Below are 20453 nucleotides of genomic sequence, written 5' to 3'. Positions count from 1 at the left end.
CGTAAGATGTTGGGGAGACTAAGGCAGCCGAATGGCTGCCTTTTTTACTGGCGTCAATCAGAACGGGTACGTTCCGGTAATGCTGAAATTACGCGGTGCGCTGTAGACGATAGAACCTTCTACGTTGGGATCATAGGTTTTATCGAACAGGTTATTGACGTTCCCCTGTAACGAGAAGTTTTTTGTCACCTGATAACGGGTGAACAGATCAACTGTCGTTTTCGGCGCGAAAGAATAATGCCAACGCAATACAGGCGGGTAACAATGGCGGCTGTGTATCCCTGTTTAATATATAAACTAAAGAGAAATCATGTTTTCGGTTCATTAGCAGGCGGAAATGGGAATAATAGCGATGTATGCGGCAGTAAAGCGATTTTTTGCTTAATAAATCGTGAGTTAAGGTTGAAAGAGCGGGTTTAACTCGACCATACTCTATACTCGCAGTGTGGCGCGGCGTAGCATGGCGCAACGCATGGCTATTATGAAAAAGGAAAATGTCGTGGCAGAAGAAACTATTTTCAGCAAAATTATTCGTCGTGAGATCCCCTCCGATATCGTTTACCAGGATGATCTGGTAACGGCGTTTCGCGATATTTCGCCGCAAGCGCCAACACATATTCTGATCATTCCTAATATCCTCATTCCTACCGTGAATGACGTGTCAACCGAGCATGAGCAGGCGCTGGGGCGCATGATCACCGTGGCGGCAAAAATCGCTGAGCAGGAAGGGATTGCCGAAGATGGTTACCGTTTGATCATGAATACCAACCGTCATGGTGGACAAGAGGTGTACCACATCCATATGCACCTGCTGGGTGGCCGTCCGTTGGGGCCAATGCTGGCGCATAAAGGTCTGTAACGATGAGAAAAGGATGCTTTGGGCTGGTGTCTCTGGCGCTGTTATTGCTGGTGGGTTGTCGCTCACATCCGGAAATTCCGGTGAATGATGAACAATCTCTGGTGATGGAGTCATCACTTCTGGCTGCTGGTATCAGCGCAGAAAAGCCTGTTTTTTCAATGTCTGACATTCAGTCTTCAGCATCCTCGACGCTCTATAACGAAAGGCAAGAACCCGTTACCGTTCATTATCGTTTTTATTGGTATGACGCCAGAGGGCTGGAGATGCATCCTCTGGAAACGCCACGCAGTGTCACGATTCCCGCGCGTTCAGCGGTGACTCTGTACGGCAGCGCCAATTATCTTGGGGCGCACAAAGTCAGACTTTATATTTATTTGTAAGGGGTGAATCTTGATGACAAAAATGAGTCGCTACGCCTTAATCACCGCGCTGGCGATGTTTCTCGCCGGGTGTGTGGGGCCACGTGAACCCGCACCGGTAGAAGAGGTGAAACCTGCGCCGGAGCAACCTGCCGAGCCGCAACAGCCAGTACCCACGGTGCCATCGGTGCCGACGATCCCGCAGCAGCCAGGGCCAATTGAGCACGAAGATCAAACCGCGCCTCCTGCACCGCATATTCGTCATTATGACTGGAATGGCGCAATGCAACCAATGGTCAGTAAGATGCTTGGGGCTGATGGCGTGACTGCGGGGAGCGTTCTGCTGGTTGATAGCGTTAACAACCGTACTAACGGTTCGCTGAATACCGGAGAAGCGACTGAAACGCTGCGTAATGCGCTGGCCAATAACGGTAAATTTACCCTTGTTTCCGCCCAGCAGCTTTCTATGGCTAAGCAGCAGCTAGGTTTGTCGCCGCAGGACAGCTTAGGCACGCGTAGTAAAGCCATAGGCATTGCTCGCAATGTCGGAGCTCATTACGTGCTTTACTCCAGTGCCTCTGGCAACGTCAATGCACCGACCCTACAAATGCAACTGATGTTGGTGCAGACGGGCGAAATTATTTGGTCAGGTAAAGGTGCCGTTCAGCAGCAATAATCCCATCACGCGCGACGAATTACTGTCGCGCTATTTTCCGCAGTATCATCCCGTCGCGACGTTTAATCATGGGCTTAGCGGCGGGAGTTTTCTCATTGAATATAAGGATCAGCGTTTTGTTGTGCGTCAGCCGCACGATCCTGATGCGTCGCAGTCCGCGTTTTTACGTCAGTATCGGGTGTTATCACAATTACCTGCATACCTTGCGCCAAAGCCGCATTTATATCTTCGTGGCTGGATGGTGGTTGACTATTTACCCGGCGAGGTAAAAACGCAATTGCCAGATACCGACGAACTGGCTGGCTTGCTGTATTATTTGCATCAACAACCGCGTTTTGGCTGGCGAGTAACGTTGTTGCCGCTACTGGAACTGTACTGGCAGCAAAGCGATCCTGCGCGGCGAACAACGGGGTGGCTGCGAATGTTGAAACGTCTGCGCAAAGCGCGGGAACCACAGCCACTACGCCTGAGTCCGTTGCATATGGATGTTCATGCCGGAAACCTGGTGCATAGCGCGTCAGGGTTAAAACTCATCGACTGGGAGTATGCCGGTGATGGCGATATCGCGCTGGAACTGGCGGCGGTGTGGGTGGAAAATACTGACCAGCACCGACGGTTGGTTAATGATTATGCCGTGCGGGCGAAGATTAATCCGGCGCAATTGTGGCGTCAGGTCAGGCGCTGGTTTCCCTGGTTGCTGATGCTGAAAGCAGGGTGGTTTGAGTACCGCTGGCAACAAACCGGCGATCAACAATTTATCAGGCTGGCCAATGACACCTGGCGGCAGCTATCAATAAAACAATAAGGAGAGCAGTGTGGGTCCAGTAATGTTGGATGTTGAAGGTTACGAACTGGACGCGGAAGAGCGTGAGATTCTCGCGCATCCGCTGGTCGGAGGGCTGATTCTCTTTACGCGTAACTATCACGATCCAGAGCAGTTACGCGAACTGGTGCGTCAGATCCGAGCAGCTTCGCGCAATCACCTGGTGGTGGCGGTGGATCAGGAAGGTGGGCGTGTGCAGCGTTTTCGTGAGGGTTTTACCTGCTTACCGGCGGCGCAATCATTCGCTGCACTGCTGGGAATGGAAGAGGGTGGCAAACTGGCGCAAGAGGCGGGTTGGTTAATGGCCAGCGAAATGATCGCTATGGATATTGATATCAGCTTTGCGCCAGTGCTGGACGTAGGGCATATCAGCGCGGCGATTGGTGAGCGTTCTTATCATGCTGATCCAGAAAAAGCCCTCGCAATCGCCAGCCGATTTATTGATGGTATGCATGAAGCCGGAATGAAAACCACCGGTAAACACTTTCCTGGTCACGGCGCAGTAACTGCTGACTCACATAAAGAGACGCCGTGTGATCCGCGTCCGCAAGCGGAAATTCGTGCCAAAGATATGTCAGTCTTCAGCACGTTAATTCGCGAAAATAAACTCGACGCCATTATGCCTGCGCATGTGATCTACAGTGATGTTGATCCGCGTCCGGCGAGCGGATCTCCCCACTGGCTTAAGACCGTTTTACGTCAGGAACTGGGTTTTGACGGTGTGATTTTCTCTGACGATTTATCGATGGAAGGCGCAGCGATTATGGGCAGTTATGCTGAACGTGGGCAGGCATCACTGGATGCGGGTTGCGATATGATCCTGGTCTGCAATAATCGTAAAGGGGCCGTCAGCGTGTTAGATAATCTGTCACCGATCAAGGCAGAACGTGTTACACGTTTGTATCATAAAGGTTCATTTTCGCGACAGGAACTGATGGACTTGGCTCGCTGGAAAGAGATCAGCGCCCGTCTGAATCAGTTACATGAACGCTGGCAGGAAGAGAAAGCAAGTCACTAACCCTGGCTTATGTGAGGAAGCGATGATTATCTATTTACACGGTTTTGACTCTAACAGTCCGGGTAACCACGAAAAAGTCTTACAATTGCAGTTTATTGATCCCGATGTACGGCTGATAAGCTACAGCACTCTGCACCCGAAACACGATATGCAGCATCTGCTCAAAGAAGTGGACAAAATGCTGCAACTGAATGTTGACGAGCGCCCGTTAATTTGCGGTGTTGGGCTGGGTGGTTACTGGGCGGAGCGGATTGGTTTTCTCTGTGATATCCGCCAGGTGATCTTCAACCCTAATCTGTTCCCTTATGAAAACATGGAAGGGAAGATTGATCGCCCGGAAGAGTACGCTGATATTGCTACTAAGTGTGTGACCAACTTCCGCGAGAAGAATCGCGATCGTTGCCTGGTGATCTTGTCGCGTCACGATGAAGCGCTTAATAGCCAGCGGACATCTGAAGAGTTGCATCATTATTACGAGATTGTCTGGGACGAAGAGCAGACGCACAAGTTCAAAAACATCTCCCCGCATTTGCAGCGTATTAAAGCGTTCAAAACCCTCGGTTAAAAGCTATCATCGGTCGCATCAGGTAACCTTGCCGCTATCTGATGCGCCCCGGATTCTGTAGGTCGGATAAGGCGTCCACGCCGCATCCGACAGCCGTGCACCAATGTCTGATGTGCATCTTATCAGGCCTAACACCTCACCCTGTTTCACTCTCCCGAAGCTGCTTGAACAATAAACAAAGCACTGTGTTTTTTGATCTCATCCGGTAAATCCGATTATCTTTTCAGCAACAAAACTTGATTCACATCAATTTTGGTATGACCAATGCACCATTCATGTTATTCTCAATAGCGAAGAACATTTTCATCACTGTAACCTGCTGTTAATTAAGGGCTATGATCATAACCATTAATTAACAATTGGTTAATAAATTTAAGGGGGTCACGTTGACTACGCCATTGAAAAAGATTGTGATTGTCGGCGGCGGTGCTGGTGGGCTGGAAATGGCGACACAGCTTGGACATAAGTTGGGGCGCAAGAAAAAAGCCAAAATTACGCTGGTAGATCGTAACCACAGCCATCTGTGGAAACCGCTGCTGCACGAAGTGGCGACTGGATCGCTCGATGAAGGCGTTGATGCGCTGAGCTATCTGGCCCATGCACGTAATCATGGTTTCCAGTTCCAGTTGGGTTCTGTGGTTGATATCGATCGTGAAGCGAAAACAATCACCATTGCTGAACTGCGCGACGAAAAAGGCGAACTGCTGGTGCCTGAACGCAAAATTGCCTATGACACGCTGGTAATGGCATTGGGCAGCACCTCCAACGATTTCAATACGCCGGGTGTAAAAGAGAACTGCATTTTCCTCGATAACCCGCACCAGGCGCGTCGTTTCCACCAGGAGATGCTGAATCTGTTCCTGAAGTACTCTGCTAATTTGGGCGCCAATGGCAAAGTGAACATTGCGATTGTCGGCGGCGGCGCTACTGGCGTGGAACTCTCTGCCGAACTGCACAATGCGGTGAAACAACTACATAGTTACGGTTACAAAGGGCTGACCAACGAAGCCCTGAATGTAACGCTGGTGGAAGCGGGCGAGCGAATTTTGCCAGCATTGCCGCCACGTATCTCTGCTGCGGCTCACAGTGAGTTAACGAAACTGGGCGTTCGTGTACTGACGCAAACGATGGTGACCAGTGCCGATGAAGGCGGTTTGCACACTAAAGATGGCGAATATATTCAGGCCGATCTGATGGTGTGGGCTGCCGGAATTAAAGCGCCGGATTTCCTGAAAGATATTGGTGGGCTGGAAACCAACCGTATCAACCAACTGGTGGTGGAACCGACGCTGCAAACCACGCGCGATCCAAACATTTATGCCATTGGCGACTGTGCGTCGTGTCCGCGTCCGGAAGGGGGCTTTGTACCGCCGCGCGCCCAGGCCGCACATCAGATGGCTACCTGCGCAATGAACAATATTCTGGCGCAGATGAACGGTAAACCACTAAAAAATTATCAGTATAAGGATCACGGTTCGCTGGTATCACTGTCGAACTTCTCTACCGTTGGTAGCCTGATGGGTAACCTGACCCGAGGTTCGATGATGATTGAAGGACGTATTGCGCGTTTTGTGTACGTTTCTCTGTACCGCATGCATCAGATTGCGCTGCATGGCTACTTTAAAACGGGGCTGATGATGCTGGTAGGTAGCATTAACCGCGTGATCCGTCCGCGTCTGAAACTGCATTAATTGGCTTGTACTGGCGGATGTGGTGTGAACGCCTCATCCGCCCTTACAGGAAGAGGACGATTTGTGAGCCTGATAAGACGCGTTAAGTGTCGCATCAGGCATCCCTTCAGACTCATCTGAATCATTCAGTATTTCCTGCTATTCCCGCGTTTTTCATCTTCTGTCTGATAGCGGCTTTTCCTCTTCGCTTGCATGATTGGCATAACTGCAAAGAAGGAGGTGTTCCCGTGAATAAATCAATGTTGGCGGGTATCGGGATTGGTGTCGCGGCTGCGCTCGGCGTAGCGGCAGTAGCCAGTCTGAACGTGTTTGAACGTGGCCCGCAATACGCTCAGGTTGTTTCTGCAATCCCAATCAAGGAAACAGTTAAAACACCGCGCCAGGAGTGCCGCAACGTCACGGTGACTCACCGCCGACCGGTGCAGGATGAAAATCGCATCGCCGGTTCGGTTCTGGGCGCTGTGGCGGGCGGGGTTATAGGGCATCAGTTTGGCGGTGGGCGCGGTAAAGATGTTGCCACCGTTGTGGGGGCGCTTGGTGGTGGGTATGCCGGTAATCAGATTCAGGGCTCTCTCCAGGAAAGCGATACTTACACGACCACCCAACAGCGTTGTAAAACGGTATATGACAAGTCAGAAAAAATGCTGGGATATGACGTGACCTATAAGATTGGCGATCAGCAGGGCAAAATCCGCATGGGTAGCGATCCGGGCACACAAATCCCATTGGATAACAACGGACAACTGGTTCTGAATAACAAAGTATAAAAAAGCTGTACTCTGCAATTTAGCCCCTCATTCGCTCAGGCTGAGGGGCTTTTTTTGCGTCTTATTTCACCAGCGCTGGCCATAAGCGCAATGTTGTCCGCGAAATCTGCATTAGTTTTTCCAGCGATGCGCCTTCCCGGGCACTGATCGACATCCCCTGAATTATACAATTAAGAAATTCCGCAAGATGCGTTACGTCACAGTGGGCAGGAATTTCCCCGCGAGCCTGGCGTTGACATAAAAACTGTTGCAAGGTGCGTTCCTGCATCGCGTGGCGTGACTTTACGGTATGGGCGATATCTCCAGAATCCGGGGAGAGCGTGGCGCAGTTGTTAATCATAAAGCAACCTGCAGGGGTGTCTTTACTGGTAAAACAGCTCGCGATGGCGGCGAAATAGTCTGCCAGTGCAGACTCCACGCTTTTCTCTTCACAAAACAATTGCGCTTCGTGCTTTGCGGCAAAACGGTCGATATAGCGGTCAAGTACGGCGCGGAATAATCCCTCTTTGTTGGTGAATTCCGCATACAGCGTCGGCGCTTTGGCTCCGGTCGCTTCGACGAGATCGGCAAGGGAAGTTGCTTCATAACCGTGCAGCCAGAACAGTTTCATAGCCTTATCAAGCGCGGCTTCCCTGTCGAACATTTTGGGGCGGCCACGGCTTTTTTTTACACAATGTGCTGAGTCAGTTGCCATGATGCCGTTGTACCTTGTAGCTGTGAATGAATGATTATTATAAAAATAATCACCACCGTTCACCAGTCCAGAGAGCAGAAAAATAATTGCTCTCTATTTAACTGAAATTTAAAGAATTTTAATTTAATTAATGAGTGTTATAAAAAATATCTTGTATGTGATCCAGATCACATCTATCATTTAGTTATCGATCGTTAAGTAATTGCTTGCGACGCCATTCATCTGCATAAGGTCACTATTATGAAAAACGTAAAAAACCTCATCACTGCGGCGATTTTAAGCTCCATGTCATTTGCCAGCTTTGCGGCTGTCGAAGTTCAGGCAACACCAGAAGGTCAACAAAAAGTGGGTACTATCAGTGCTAACGCGGGGACAAATCTGGGATCGCTGGAAGAACAACTGGCACAAAAAGCGGATGAGATGGGCGCAAAATCTTTCCGTATTACTTCAGTAACCGGCCCGAATACCCTTCATGGAACGGCAGTAATTTATAAATAAGCATTAACCCTCATTAATGCCCGCTACTGCTGCTTTTTTTCCCCGCGACATGCCGTGCCGCGGGGATTTTTTTATCCGGTATTTACAACGCTTGTTGGTTAACTTGATGACGACGTACATCCACCGGCATTCCTGAACGTACATCCATCACATGCTGCATTACTTCGGCGTCAGTTCGCGCTGCATTTTTAAATGCCTGCATCGCACTATTGAGCGTAATCGGCAACAATTGCGGATCGTCATCAATCTTCTCTGACAGAGGCTGATGCACTTCTACCAGGCGTGCGCCATTTGGCTCGGCAGAGACTTTAATCGGTGTGTTGATAATGTTCACTTTGGTGCCAGGGGTGACCTGGCTGAAAAGTGTTTTGATATCGTCATCGCGCAGACGAATACAGCCGGAACTTACCCGCATACCAATGCCGAAATCGGCGTTTGTACCGTGAAGCAAATAAACGCCGCCATAGGCCGCCAGACGGATCGCATGATGACCCATCGGATTATCCGGTCCTGCCGGAACAACAGCCGGAAGTTCGATGCCCTGGGCTTTATAACGGGCGCGGATGTTTGCGGTAGGTGTCCATGTTGGGTTAGCTCGCTTGTCCGAAACGGTAGTTACCATTGTTGGCGTCAATGTGTCTCCGCCTAACTGGCCAATGCCGATCGGATATACGGTCACCGAATTTTTACCCGGTGGATAATAATAGAGACGTAACTCTGCAATATTGATCACAATGCCTTCACGTGGCGCATCCGGCAGCAGCGTTTGCAACGGAATCGTTAACACGCTTCCGGCTCGTGGTACATACGGATCAACGCCAGGGTTGGCCTGTAACAGCGCCAGGAAACCGACGTTATATTTTTTGGCGATGGCTTCCAGCGAACCACCGTCATTCTCCACCACATGAAATTTGTTTTCACCAACCAGACGACTACCCGCAGGCGGCAGCGGCCAGGTATTGGCTTTTGCCGGTAGCGCCAGTGCTACGGCTGCGGCGAACGTAAAATACGTCAGCCAGCGAGAAAAACGCGTTTTGATCATCACCAAAAATCCATAAAAAATATAAGGTTATTGTAATAAAAAGATAAGTATGAATTATGAATGGTGGCAGTGTCGGGTAGTGCAGGGAAGTGCAAAGAATTTGTAAATATTAGGAGAGATGCTGGTTCATGCCCGATGCGGTGTGAACGCCTTATCCGCCTGCAAATTCAATACACGGTAGGCCTGATAAGCGTAGCAAATTTTGTTTATGCTTTGTGTCTAAAGGGGGCATAACCGCCCCCCGATTTACTACTACGCGATGGCGTTCTCTTCCAGCTCACGCATAAACTGGCGCACCCAGTCGATACGTTGTTTCCGCTCGCTCAAATCCTGAATAAACTTCAGGCGCGTCGGGCCATCGAGACGATAGTGCTGCGGCTGTTTTTGCAGCAAACCAATCAACCAGGCTGGATTCACGTGATTCTTCTCGGCAAATTCGATCACGCCGCCTTTCTCATTCCCCTCCAGCTTCCGGATCCCCAGCTTCTGCGCTTGCTGGCGCAGGCGGGCAATCTCCAGCAGAGTACGTGCCGGATCCGGCAGCAGGCCGAAGCGATCGATAAGCTCTACTTTGATCTCTTCCAGTTCATTTTCCGTTTTGGCGCTGGCAATGCGTTTATAGAACGACAGACGTGTATTCACGTCAGGGATGAAATCGTCCGGCAGTAGCGACGGCATCCGCAGTTCGACTTCCGTTTGCTGGCTGGTGAGATCTTCCAGCGACGGCTCGCGTCCGGCTTTCAGCGCATCAACGGCGTTTTCCAGCAACTCCATATACAGCGAGAAACCGATGGTTTCCATCGAACCACTTTGTTCTTCACCGAGCAGTTCACCCGCACCGCGAATCTCCAGATCGTGAGTTGCCAGCGCAAAGCCCGCACCAAGGTCTTCCAGAGACGCAATCGCCTCGAGACGTTTTTGCGCATCGGGAGTCATCGCTTTCGGATGTGGCGTCAGCAGCCACGCATACGCCTGATGGTGTGAGCGTCCGACGCGACCGCGCAACTGGTGCAACTGCGCCAGACCGAAATGATCCGCGCGTTCAATGATAATGGTGTTGGCGGTAGGAATGTCGATCCCGGTTTCGATAATTGTGGTACAAACCAGCACGTTGAAACGCTGGTGATGGAAATCATTCATCACCCGTTCCAGTTCGCGCTCACGCATCTGCCCGTGACCGATGGCAATTCGTGCTTCTGGCACCAGTTCCGCCAGCCGTTCGGCGGCTTTCTGGATGTTTTCCACGTCATTGTAGAGATAATAAACCTGTCCCCCACGCAAAATTTCACGCAGGACGGCCTCCCGGACGACCAGGCTGTCGTACTCGCGGACAAACGTTTTGACCGCCAGACGACGGGCGGGCGGTGTGGCGATAATTGACAGATCGCGCATTCCACTCATTGCCATGTTCAGCGTGCGCGGAATTGGTGTCGCGGTGAGCGTCAGTATGTCGACGTTCGCGCGCATCGCTTTAATGCGTTCTTTATGACGGACACCAAAGCGGTGTTCTTCATCGACAATCAGCAAGCCCAAATCTTTAAACTTGACGTCGTTTTGCAGCAGTTTGTGCGTGCCGATCAAAATATCGATTTTCCCTTCCGCCACTTCCGTAAGGATTTGCGCCTGTTCTTTGGCGCTGCGGAAACGGGAGATCATTTCGATGCGCACCGGCCAGTTAGCAAAACGGTCGCGGAAGTTGTCGTAGTGTTGTTGGGCGAGGAGGGTGGTTGGCACCAGCACTGCCACCTGCTTGTGGTTTTCCACCGCCAGGAAAGCGGCACGCATCGCCACTTCCGTTTTACCAAAGCCAACGTCACCGCACACCAGACGATCCATTGCCAGTGGCCGACACATGTCGCTAAGAACTGCGTTGATGGCCTGCGCCTGATCCGGCGTGGTTTCGAACGGGAAGCTGTCGCAGAACAATTGATATTGTTCGCGATCGTGTTTAAACGCGAAGCCTTCTTTGGCAGCGCGTTGGGCGTAGATATCCAGCAGTTCTGCTGCCACATCACGCACTTTTTCCGCCGCTTTCTGCCGCGCCCGTGACCAAACATCTCCGCCAAGTTTATGCAGCGGAGCGTTTTCTTCTGCGCCACCGGCGTAACGGCTAATCAGGTGCAGCGATGACACCGGAACATACAGTTTGGCGTCGTTGGCGTAGGTGAGCATCAGATACTCGCCCGTAATGCCGCCAGCCTCCAGCGTGGTCATTCCGGCATAGCGCCCGACGCCATGTTCCAGGTGAACAACCGGCTGGCCGATATGCAGCTCCGCGAGGTTGCGGATCAGCGTGTCTGGGTTGATGGCGCGACGAGAGTCCTGACGACGACGGGCAACACGTTCACCGAGCAGATCGCTTTCACAAATCAGCGCCAGATGACGTACTGTATCGATAAAACCATGTTCGGCAGCACCGATCATCAGATAACGTCCACGCTCGCTGGCCTCATCGAGACGCATAATGCGTTGCGGGGCAATTTTGATTCGGGCGAGCAGTTCCCCGAGTGCTTCGCGGCGGCCTTCACTTTCTACCGAGAACACCACCGGGCCATCGAAGGATTCGAGAAATTTACGCAGCGCATCCAGCGGCGCTTTTTGTTGCGCCTGAATGGCCAGGTCTGGCAGTTTCTGAAAACCTAAATTGGCATTCGCTGCTTTCGTCGGTAAATGCTCGGTTTTAAGCTGCACGCGAGGCCAGTTTTTTAACGCCGAGAAAAGTTCATCCACTCGCAGCCAGAGCGATTGTGGCGGCAATAGCGGTCGCATCGGATCGACGCCGCGACTTTCAAAACGCGCCAGCGTATCGGCCTGGAAACGTTCGGCACTGTTTTCCAGATCGCCGGTATTCACCAGCAACGTATTGGCCGGGAAATAACTGAACAGTGGCGGCAGCGGTTCGCTGAAGAACAGCGGCTGCCAGTATTCGATCCCGGCAGGCAGCGTGCCTTTACTCACTTGCTGGTAAATATGTTCCGGATCGCGTTTCACCTCAAAAGTATCGCGCCACTGACTGCGGAACAGCTCAATCGCCGCTTTATCGGTCGGAAATTCATGTGCGGGCAGCAGGTTGATGGCTTCCACTTCTTCCAGCGTGCGCTGGCTGTCGACGTCAAATACCCGCAGGCTGTCGATTTCATCATCAAAAAAATCAAGACGATAAGGCAGTTCGCTGCCCATTGGGAAAAGATCCAGCAACGCACCACGCGTGGCGTATTCGCCGTGCTCCATCACCTGATCAACATGGCGATAACCGGCGCTGTCCAGTTGGGTACGCAATGCATCGCGCGATAACCGCTGACCTTTTTTCATTACCAGCGCATGGCCGTGGAGAAAACTGTGCGGGCAAACGCGCTGCATAAGCGTATTCACCGGAACAATCAGTACGCCACGCTGCATTGATGGTAACTGGTAAAGGGTGGAAAGACGCGAGGAGATAATGTCCTGATGAGGCGAAAAACTGTCGTAGGGGAGGGTTTCCCAGTCCGCCAGGTTCATCACCATCTGGTCGGTGAACTGGCTGATTTCATCGTGCAAACGCAGGGCATTTTGCATATCTGGTGCAATAAGCACCACCGGTCCGGCGTGACGTTCGGCAATTTCGGCTACCAGCGTCGCGCAGGCAGCTCCGGTTAACTCGCCCAGCAGACGCTGCTCACCCGCTTTGACGGGCAGCGTATAACGATATTGTTCAGGCATAACAGTTGTCAGAGTCTCGTTAGGATATGCCTCAACATATGGGGGCATATCTCTGATAAGCAATGCTGTTCATTATCCGGAATCGACATGGTTTAGCAAATTGAATCGCCCCGGCTGGGGCGATGGCTTAGCGAGAGTAACTGGTTGCAGGCAGAGAAGGCGGGGAGAACAACAGATCGTTGAATGCGCGTTGTGAAAATTTTCGCACCAGCAAGCCAGCCAGTGTGCAAATCAACAAACTGACAAAGGGATAAACCAGCAGGAGCGCCAGTTCGATTGGCGGCGACCAGCGCGCCGCGTTTATTTGCGGAATCAGACTTAAGCTGAATATCTCTACCAGAATGCGATGGGTGGTGTAGATGGCGATGGTGTTGGAACCAATCACATTCAACAGGCTGAGGGAACGCATACCGAAGCGCTGCTCGAACTGATAAAACAGCTTCATAATCACCACAATCGACACCAGCGACAGTAGTAGCGACACGTTCAACAACCAGGCTCCGATCGCCAGAACAGCCAGCAGCACTGCTATCAACAGATGGCGACGTAGCGGCACCTCTTTAACGTAGGTCATCAACGTTGAGCCAAACCATGCGCCAAGACTGTAATAAGGCAAATTGCGGATCACACTGTTCATCCCCCACCACGGTGTGGGAACGAAATTAACAGCCACGCTCATCAGTACAAACAGGGCGAATAACGGCAGTGCCTGGCGGTTAAAAGCTTTACACACCACGAAATAGACGATTAAGGCATACAGATACCACAAGCTGGTGCTGGCGGTGGCCATCCCATGCAGGAACTCGCCGGTGGAATCGGCATAAGCAGCATTGGCGGTATTGTTTAAATCGCGCTCTGGTGCCAGCCATTGGTTGAGCGCGCTCAACGCCAGCCACTGGACAATGCCCCAAAGCGCCAGCACCCAAAAGATGCTCCAGATGCGTTTATCGACACAATTCCCCCACGGCACGCTGTCGATGTAGCGGCGAATCAAATAGCCGGATATAAAGAAAAAGACCGGCATCCGAAAGGGTGCAAGGTAAAGATTGAAATAGATCCAGCATTTGCTCAAGACTTCCGATAACGGATGCTGGAAAGTGGTCAGATGCGGATAAAAGGTAACAACCGAGTGATAAACCACCACCAGGCAAATACATAACCCTTTGATCTGATTAATCCATAGCTCTTTTTGTTTCATCAGGACAACACGCTCATAAAATTTAACATGCCGTTGATCCTGCGGGGTGAGAGGCGTGGTGTAATGCGTATCTGTCTGTATTTGGTTATTTTTCAGATAAAGATCAGGTTACAAGGCAGATGAGAAAACGAGACACTTTAGCCGATTGATTTACTGATACTTTTCAGATTAGCCCTGACGATCACTTACAGTTCAGGCGTTTACCCATCCTGCTTTCGCTTATATACTCGTGTCTTTGCTAACAGCAACCAGACGGATTTCATGTACCAACCTGTCGCTCTATTTATTGGCCTGCGTTATATGCGTGGGCGTGCAGCGGATCGCTTCGGTCGTTTCGTCTCCTGGCTTTCTACCATCGGCATTACCCTCGGGGTGATGGCGCTGGTCACGGTATTGTCAGTGATGAACGGTTTTGAGCGCGAACTGCAAAACAACATCCTTGGCCTGATGCCACAGGCAATTCTCTCTTCGGAGCATGGCTCCCTTAACCCGCAACAACTCCCGGAGACTGCGGTCAAACTTGACGGCGTAAATCGTATTGCGCCTCTCACTACAGGTGATGTGGTGCTGCAAAGCGCGCGCAGCGTGGCGGTCGGGGTGATGCTGGGTATCGACCCGGCGCAAAAAGATCCGCTAACCCCGTATCTGGTCAATGTGAAGCAAGCCGACCTCGAACCGGGGAAATATAATGTCATCCTCGGTGAACAACTTGCCTCACAGTTAGGCGTCAATCGCGGCGATCAAATCCGTGTGATGGTGCCGTCTGCCAGCCAGTTTACGCCGATGGGGCGTATTCCAAGTCAGCGTCTGTTCAATGTGATTGGCACTTTTGCTGCCAACAGTGAAGTCGACGGCTATGAAATGCTGGTGAATATTGAGGATGCCTCGCGTCTGATGCGTTATCCGGCGGGTAATATCACCGGCTGGCGTCTGTGGCTGGATGAGCCGCTGAAAGTCGACTCTTTAAGCCAGCAAAAACTGCCAGAAGGCAGCAAGTGGCAGGACTGGCGCGATCGTAAAGGCGAGTTGTTCCAGGCCGTGCGCATGGAAAAAAATATGATGGGCCTGCTGCTGAGTCTGATTGTCGCCGTTGCAGCGTTTAACATTATTACATCGCTGGGGCTGATGGTAATGGAGAAGCAGGGCGAAGTGGCGATCCTACAGACACAAGGCTTAACTCCACGACAAATCATGATGGTCTTTATGGTACAAGGAGCCAGCGCTGGCGTTATCGGTGCGATCCTGGGCGCTGCGCTTGGTGCACTGCTTGCCAGCCAGTTAAATAATCTGATGCCGATAATCGGCGTCCTGCTTGATGGCGCGGCGTTACCGGTCGCTATCGAACCTTTACAGGTCATTGTTATTGCGCTGGTGGCGATGGCTATCGCGCTGCTTTCTACGCTTTACCCTTCCTGGCGCGCTGCCGCCACTCAACCCGCTGAGGCTTTACGTTATGAATAAGATCCTGTTGCAATGCGACAACCTGTGCAAACGCTATCAGGAAGGCAGTGTGCAAACCGACGTGCTGCACAATGTCAGTTTCAGCGTGGGCGAAGGCGAAATGATGGCCATTGTCGGTAGCTCCGGTTCTGGCAAAAGTACCTTGCTGCATTTACTGGGCGGGCTGGATACGCCAACCTCCGGTGATGTGATTTTTAGCGGTCAGCCGATGAGCAAACTGTCGTCGGCGGCGAAAGCGGAACTGCGCAACCAGAAGTTGGGCTTTATTTATCAGTTCCACCACCTGCTGCCGGACTTTACCGCGCTGGAAAACGTCGCTATGCCGCTGCTGATTGGCAAGAAAAAGCCTGCTGAAATTAACAGTCGGGCGCTGGAAATGCTAAAAGCTGTGGGGTTGGAGCACCGGGCGAATCACCGCCCGTCAGAACTTTCTGGCGGTGAGCGTCAGCGTGTGGCGATTGCCCGGGCGCTGGTTAATAACCCGCGTCTGGTGCTGGCGGATGAACCTACTGGTAACCTTGATGCGCGTAACGCTGACAGCATCTTCCAGTTGCTCGGAGAATTGAATCGCCTGCAGGGCACTGCCTTTCTGGTGGTTACTCACGATCTGCAACTGGCGAAACGTATGAGCCGTCAACTGGAAATGCGTGATGGTCGTCTGACGGCGGAACTGAGCCTGATGGGGGCGGAGTAATGGCGATGCCTTTATCGTTATTAATTGGCTTGCGTTTTAGTCGCGGACGGCGACGCGGCGGCATGGTGTCGCTGATCTCCGTTATTTCTACCATTGGCATTGCCCTGGGCGTGGCAGTATTGATTGTCGGTTTAAGTGCGATGAACGGCTTCGAACGTGAACTGAACAACCGCATTCTGGCAGTGGTGCCGCATGGTGAAATTGAAGCGGTGAATCAGCCGTGGACGAACTGGCAAGAAGCACTGGATAAAGTGCAGAAAGTGCCGGGTATTGCCGCCGCTGCGCCATATATCAATTTCACGGGGCTGGTGGAGAGCGGTGCAAATTTGCGCGCTCTGCAGGTAAAAGGTGTTGACCCACAGCAGGAACAGCGACTGAGCGCGCTGCCATCGTTTGTCCAGGGAGATGCCTGGAAAAATTTTAAAGCCGGTGAACAGCAGATTATTATCGGCAAAGGCGTGGCGGATGCGTTGAAAGTGAAGCAGGGCGATTGGGTGTCGATCATGATCCCGAACTCAAACCCTGAGCATAAGCTGATGCAGCCGAAACGTGTGCGCTTGCAAATTACCGGAATTTTGCAGCTAAGCGGTCAACTTGATCACAGTTTTGCCATGATCCCGCTGACGGACGCTCAACAATATCTTGATATGGGTTCCAGTGTGTCAGGTATTGCCCTTAAAATGACGGATGTTTTTAACGCCAACAAGTTGGTACGCGATGCGGGTGAAGTGACCAACAGCTATGTCTATATCAAGAGCTGGATCGGTACTTACGGCTATATGTATCGGGATATCCAGATGATCCGCGCCATTATGTATCTGGCAATGGTACTGGTGATTGGCGTAGCCTGTTTCAACATCGTCTCCACCTTAGTGATGGCGGTGAAAGACAAGAGCGGCGATATCGCAGTATTGAGAACGCTGGGTGCTAAAGACGGTTTAATTCGCGCTATTTTCGTCTGGTATGGACTACTGGCGGGGCTGTTTGGCAGCCTGTGTGGCGTGGTTATCGGCGTGGTGGTTTCGCTGCAACTTACTCCGATTATTGAGTGGATTGAAGGTCTGATCGGTCATCAGTTCCTCTCCAGTGACATCTATTTTATTGACTTTCTGCCATCGGAATTACACTGGCTGGACGTCTTCTACGTACTGGTCACAGCATTGTTGCTGAGTCTTTTGGCAAGTTGGTATCCGGCGCGGCGCGCCAGTAATATTGACCCTGCGCGAGTCCTTAGCGGCCAGTAAGGCAGTACATTAAAACAAGGAGTGGCAATGTATTACGGGTTTGATATTGGTGGGACGAAAATTGCGCTTGGCGTGTTTGATAACAATCGGCAACTGCAATGGGAAAAGCGGGTGTCGACGCCGCGTGACAGCTATGACGCATTTTTAGATGCGGTGTGCGAGTTGGTGACCGAAGCTGACCTGCGTTTTGGCTGTAAAGGTTCTGTTGGCATTGGCATTCCTGGAATGCCGGAAACGGAAGATGGCACTTTGTATGCCGTCAATGTTCCTGCTGCCAGCGGTAAACCGCTGCGTGCCGACCTGAGCGCACGTCTTGATCGCGATGTGCGCCTTAATAACGATGCCAACTGTTTTGTCCTTTCTGAAGCCTGGGATGAGGAATTTACCCAATATCCGTTGGTGATGGGGTTAATTCTTGGTACTGGCGTTGGTGGCGGGCTGGTATTCAACGGTAAACCGGTGACGGGAAAACGCTATATTACCGGCGAGTTTGGGCATATGCGTCTGCCGGTCGATGCGTTAACCATGATGGGACTGGATTTCCCGTTACGCCGTTGCGGTTGTGGCCAGCATGGCTGTATCGAGAATTATCTTTCTGGTCGCGGTTTTGCGTGGCTGTATCAACATTATTATCATCAACCGTTGCAGGCTCCAGAGATTATTGCGCTTTACGATCAAGGCGATGAGCAGGCAAGGGCGCACGTTGAGCGTTATCTGGATTTATTAGCGGTTTGTCTGGGAAATATCCTGACTATCATTGACCCTGATTTGCTGGTCATTGGTGGCGGGTTATCCAATTTCCCGGCAATCACAACGCAACTAACGGACAGGTTGCCTCGTCATCTCTTACCTGTAGCTCGTGTCCCACGCATTGAGCGTGCGCGTCATGGGGATGCAGGAGGAATGCGTGGAGCTGCCTTCTTACATCTTACCGATTAATCAATAGAGGTTGCTATGCTGTCGCGTCGGGGTCATCGGTTAAGTCGTTTTCGTAAAAACAAACGCCGCCTGCACGAGCGTTTGCGTCAGCGTATTTTTTTCAGAGATAAAGTGGTGCCGGAAGCAATGGAAAAACCAAGAGTACTCGTACTGACAGGGGCAGGCATTTCTGCGGAATCAGGTATTCGTACCTTTCGCGCTGCAGACGGCCTGTGGGAAGAACATCGTGTTGAAGATGTCGCGACGCCAGAAGGCTTTAACCGCGATCCTGAACTGGTACAGGCATTTTATAACGCCCGTCGCCGTCAACTACAGCAGCCAGAAATTCAACCTAACGCTGCGCATCTTGCATTGGCAAAACTGCAAGACGCCCTGGGCGATCACTTTTTGCTGGTGACGCAGAATATCGATAACCTGCATGAACGCGCGGGCAATACCAATGTGATTCATATGCATGGGGAATTGCTGAAAGTACGCTGTACGCAAAGCGGGCAGGTGCTCGACTGGACGGGCGATGTCACGCCAGAAGATAAATGCCATTGCTGCCAGTTTCCGGCACCGCTGCGCCCACACGTGGTGTGGTTTGGTGAAATGCCGTTCGGTATGGATGAAATCTATATGGCGTTATCGATGGCGGATATTTTCATTGCTATTGGCACGTCCGGGCATGTTTATCCGGCAGCAGGATTTGTCCACGAAGCGAAGCTGCATGGCGCGCATACGGTTGAACTGAACCTTGAACCGAGCCAGGTTGGCAATGAGTTTGCCGAGAAATATTACGGCCCGGCAAGTCAGGTCGTGCCAGAGTTTGTTGAGAAGTTGCTGAAGGGCTTATAAAGCAGAAGTCATTGCCTGATGCGCTACGCTTATCAGGCCTATAAAAGGGCACAATTAATTGAATTTGTGGGTTTTGTAGGCCGGATAAGGCGTTCACGCCGCATCCGGCATAATACACGCGCATTTTACCGACCTCTTTTAACTTTTACTCGGCCATAACAGCGCGGCAAAAAACGTACAGACACCAATCAGCACCGCCCAGAGCGGCGATATTCTGGCAATCGTAAAGCTATTATCGATACACAGGCATAAAGCCTGATAGCCCATATTGGCAACAGTCATAGCTACTGCAAATTTTAGCGCATAAATAAAACGTGTCGTGTAGTAAAAGATCCTGGAAAATAAGACAAACGCTGCAGCCCAGGAGATAAAACCTAATGTCGAGGTGCTGCCTGGCGGATCACTCTCATGCTTTTGTTCGGGATGCGGATAATATGTCAGTGGCGGCGTCGGTTGTTTTAATATCTGTGCTTGTAAAATATCCAGTGCATTATTCATACCCTGATACCAGAGATCAGCATTTAAATAAGCCAGTGTGTAATTTTCTATCAGCCGTCCCAGATGTTTATCGTCCATACTGCTTTCAACCTGGCCGTTGGTTATCACAATTAACCGTGGCTCCCGGGTAGTAAAGATTAACAGAACACTCCCTTTTACATCAGTCAATGAAGATGACGCATGCGCCAGCATCGCTTTGCCATTTTTCCTGAGACTGGTTTCATTGATGTCAGGAACAACCACGATAAATGGCGCAATCCCGGTTTGTTGACGAAAGATCTCCGCTTTACGCGCGATATCCTCGCCATCGGGAACGGTGCCAGTGGTATCCGTAAAGAATGTTTTCATTACGGGTATTACAGGCTGGCTTATTCCCGCCAGTGGCAGAAAAATCAGTAAGTAAAGCAATATAAATAACTTTTTCATTGGCGGGATTTCCTTTTCCTGCGCGTCTTTTTAGAGGAGGGCATACTGATTAATAAACCGACGGCGATAAAAATAACGCCCATCATGCCGATAAATCCCCATTTGAAAAAATTAACCCACGGGTTATTTATTTCAGCCTTTTCAGGATGTCCTGGAGGATAATAAACATTAACTTTATCGCCTTCGCTGTCTTCATAAAAAGTACTACCGATACTCGAATTGAAAATGAGCGTGTAGTCTGGCGTAGGACGAAATGCGACAACAGGATGCCATGAACCATCATTACCGATCTGGCGTGAATTGTGCCAGACGGTATCAACAATGATCCCTTCGGTATGTACAGTATTTTTGCTGTAGGTGAACTGGTTATAAAAGATAACAATAGAAATAAGGAGGAGTATCAGACCGACTCCAGGGAAAACGCGGGATAAAATTTGATTGTCCTGACTCATAAGCAACATCCTT

General features: G+C 51.0%; 20 protein-coding genes and 1 pseudogene. 14 read left to right on the top strand and 7 right to left on the bottom strand.

Annotation, left to right across the window (positions count from 1 at the left end; translation table 11 throughout):
• Positions 1 to 57 precede the first annotated feature (57 nt).
• Positions 58 to 213: pseudogene (locus A9587_RS05775) on the bottom strand (TonB-dependent siderophore receptor); the annotation flags it as partial.
• 286 nt (positions 214 to 499) lie between these two features.
• Between A9587_RS05775 and hinT the strand changes: the two are divergent.
• The 8 genes from hinT (at position 500) to A9587_RS05735 (ending at position 6758) form a co-directional block, all read left to right on the top strand.
• Positions 500 to 859 carry a purine nucleoside phosphoramidase gene (gene hinT, locus A9587_RS05770; RefSeq protein WP_010377279.1) on the top strand — a complete coding sequence of 120 codons (360 nt, stop codon included), beginning with the start codon at positions 500 to 502 and terminating at the stop codon, positions 857 to 859.
• Positions 860 to 861: 2 nt separating this feature from the next.
• Complete coding sequence (locus A9587_RS05765) at positions 862 to 1239, top strand: YcfL family protein (protein WP_001225274.1); 378 nt, start codon at positions 862 to 864, stop codon at positions 1237 to 1239.
• A gap of 13 nt (positions 1240 to 1252) precedes the next feature.
• Complete coding sequence (gene lpoB, locus A9587_RS05760; RefSeq protein ID WP_001516192.1) at positions 1253 to 1894, top strand: penicillin-binding protein activator LpoB; 642 nt, start codon at positions 1253 to 1255, stop codon at positions 1892 to 1894.
• Complete coding sequence (thiK, locus tag A9587_RS05755; protein WP_001516193.1) at positions 1875 to 2699, top strand: thiamine kinase; 825 nt, start codon at positions 1875 to 1877, stop codon at positions 2697 to 2699. The genes lpoB and thiK overlap by 20 nt, the downstream gene beginning before the upstream one ends.
• A 10-nt stretch (positions 2700 to 2709) precedes the next feature.
• Positions 2710 to 3735 (top strand): beta-N-acetylhexosaminidase, encoded by a 1026-nt coding sequence (nagZ, locus tag A9587_RS05750; protein WP_000529327.1) that lies wholly within the window; start codon positions 2710 to 2712, stop codon positions 3733 to 3735.
• 22 nt (positions 3736 to 3757) lie between these two features.
• Entirely contained in the window at positions 3758 to 4300 is a 543-nt protein-coding gene (ycfP, locus tag A9587_RS05745; RefSeq protein WP_000587920.1) for an alpha/beta hydrolase YcfP, read from the top strand.
• Positions 4301 to 4686: 386 nt separating this feature from the next.
• On the top strand, positions 4687 to 5991 hold the full coding sequence (gene ndh, locus A9587_RS05740) for an NADH-quinone dehydrogenase (RefSeq protein WP_010377285.1): 1305 nt from the start codon (positions 4687 to 4689) through the stop codon (positions 5989 to 5991).
• Positions 5992 to 6218: 227 nt separating this feature from the next.
• Entirely contained in the window at positions 6219 to 6758 is a 540-nt protein-coding gene (locus A9587_RS05735) for a glycine zipper 2TM domain-containing protein (RefSeq protein WP_001516195.1), read from the top strand.
• Between the two features lie 61 nt (positions 6759 to 6819).
• On the opposite strand, the gene comR is transcribed toward A9587_RS05735, so the two are convergent.
• A complete protein-coding gene (gene comR, locus A9587_RS05730) occupies positions 6820 to 7452 on the bottom strand; it encodes a TetR family copper-responsive transcriptional repressor ComR (protein WP_000179798.1) in 633 nt (210 codons plus the stop codon).
• 240 nt (positions 7453 to 7692) lie between these two features.
• Here comR and bhsA point away from each other — a divergent pair, with 240 nt between their 5' ends.
• A complete protein-coding gene (gene bhsA, locus A9587_RS05725; RefSeq protein WP_105263267.1) occupies positions 7693 to 7950 on the top strand; it encodes a multiple stress resistance protein BhsA in 258 nt (85 codons plus the stop codon).
• A gap of 82 nt (positions 7951 to 8032) precedes the next feature.
• Here the strand turns inward: bhsA and ldtC are convergent, their stop codons facing one another.
• From ldtC to A9587_RS05710, 3 genes are all read right to left on the bottom strand, one after another.
• Entirely contained in the window at positions 8033 to 8995 is a 963-nt protein-coding gene (gene ldtC / locus A9587_RS05720) for a L,D-transpeptidase LdtC (protein ID WP_077784515.1), read from the bottom strand.
• A gap of 249 nt (positions 8996 to 9244) precedes the next feature.
• A complete protein-coding gene (gene mfd / locus A9587_RS05715) occupies positions 9245 to 12691 on the bottom strand; it encodes a transcription-repair coupling factor (RefSeq protein ID WP_024196607.1) in 3447 nt (1148 codons plus the stop codon).
• A gap of 127 nt (positions 12692 to 12818) precedes the next feature.
• Positions 12819 to 13889 (bottom strand): acyltransferase family protein, encoded by a 1071-nt coding sequence (locus tag A9587_RS05710; RefSeq protein WP_001516199.1) that lies wholly within the window; start codon positions 13887 to 13889, stop codon positions 12819 to 12821.
• Between the two features lie 261 nt (positions 13890 to 14150).
• Between A9587_RS05710 and lolC the strand changes: the two genes are divergently transcribed.
• Genes lolC through cobB form a run of 5 tightly spaced genes read left to right on the top strand, consistent with a single transcriptional unit; the run spans position 14151 to position 19064 of the window.
• The gene (lolC, locus tag A9587_RS05705; RefSeq protein WP_000284703.1) at positions 14151 to 15350 is read left to right on the top strand and encodes a lipoprotein-releasing ABC transporter permease subunit LolC; all 1200 of its coding nucleotides are present in this window, start codon (positions 14151 to 14153) and stop codon (positions 15348 to 15350) included.
• Entirely contained in the window at positions 15343 to 16044 is a 702-nt protein-coding gene (gene lolD / locus A9587_RS05700) for a lipoprotein-releasing ABC transporter ATP-binding protein LolD (protein WP_001033706.1), read from the top strand. Before lolC ends, lolD begins: the two co-directional genes overlap by 8 nt.
• Positions 16044 to 17288: a lipoprotein-releasing ABC transporter permease subunit LolE gene (lolE, locus tag A9587_RS05695; protein WP_105263268.1), complete on the top strand. Its 1245-nt coding sequence runs from the start codon at positions 16044 to 16046 to the stop codon at positions 17286 to 17288. Before lolD ends, lolE begins: the two co-directional genes overlap by 1 nt.
• A 27-nt stretch (positions 17289 to 17315) precedes the next feature.
• A complete protein-coding gene (gene nagK, locus A9587_RS05690) occupies positions 17316 to 18227 on the top strand; it encodes an N-acetylglucosamine kinase (protein ID WP_016261918.1) in 912 nt (303 codons plus the stop codon).
• Positions 18228 to 18242: 15 nt separating this feature from the next.
• The gene (cobB, locus tag A9587_RS05685; protein ID WP_016248601.1) at positions 18243 to 19064 is read left to right on the top strand and encodes a Sir2 family NAD+-dependent deacetylase; all 822 of its coding nucleotides are present in this window, start codon (positions 18243 to 18245) and stop codon (positions 19062 to 19064) included.
• A 138-nt stretch (positions 19065 to 19202) separates the two neighbouring features.
• Here the strand turns inward: cobB and A9587_RS05680 are convergent, their stop codons facing one another.
• Both A9587_RS05680 and A9587_RS05675 read right to left on the bottom strand, forming a co-directional pair.
• A complete protein-coding gene (locus tag A9587_RS05680; protein WP_105263269.1) occupies positions 19203 to 19988 on the bottom strand; it encodes a TPM domain-containing protein in 786 nt (261 codons plus the stop codon).
• Positions 19985 to 20440, bottom strand: coding sequence for a DUF3592 domain-containing protein (locus A9587_RS05675; RefSeq protein WP_001516204.1), 456 nt, complete (start codon positions 20438 to 20440; stop codon positions 19985 to 19987). Before A9587_RS05675 ends, A9587_RS05680 begins: the two co-directional genes overlap by 4 nt.
• Positions 20441 to 20453 lie beyond the last annotated feature (13 nt).

This window comes from Escherichia sp. MOD1-EC6162 (assembly GCF_002965125.1).
GTDB classification, from domain to species: Bacteria; Pseudomonadota; Gammaproteobacteria; order Enterobacterales; family Enterobacteriaceae; genus Escherichia; species Escherichia marmotae.
The sequence above is the reverse complement of the archived record's forward strand: the minus strand, read 5'-3'. Positions and strand labels throughout refer to the sequence as shown.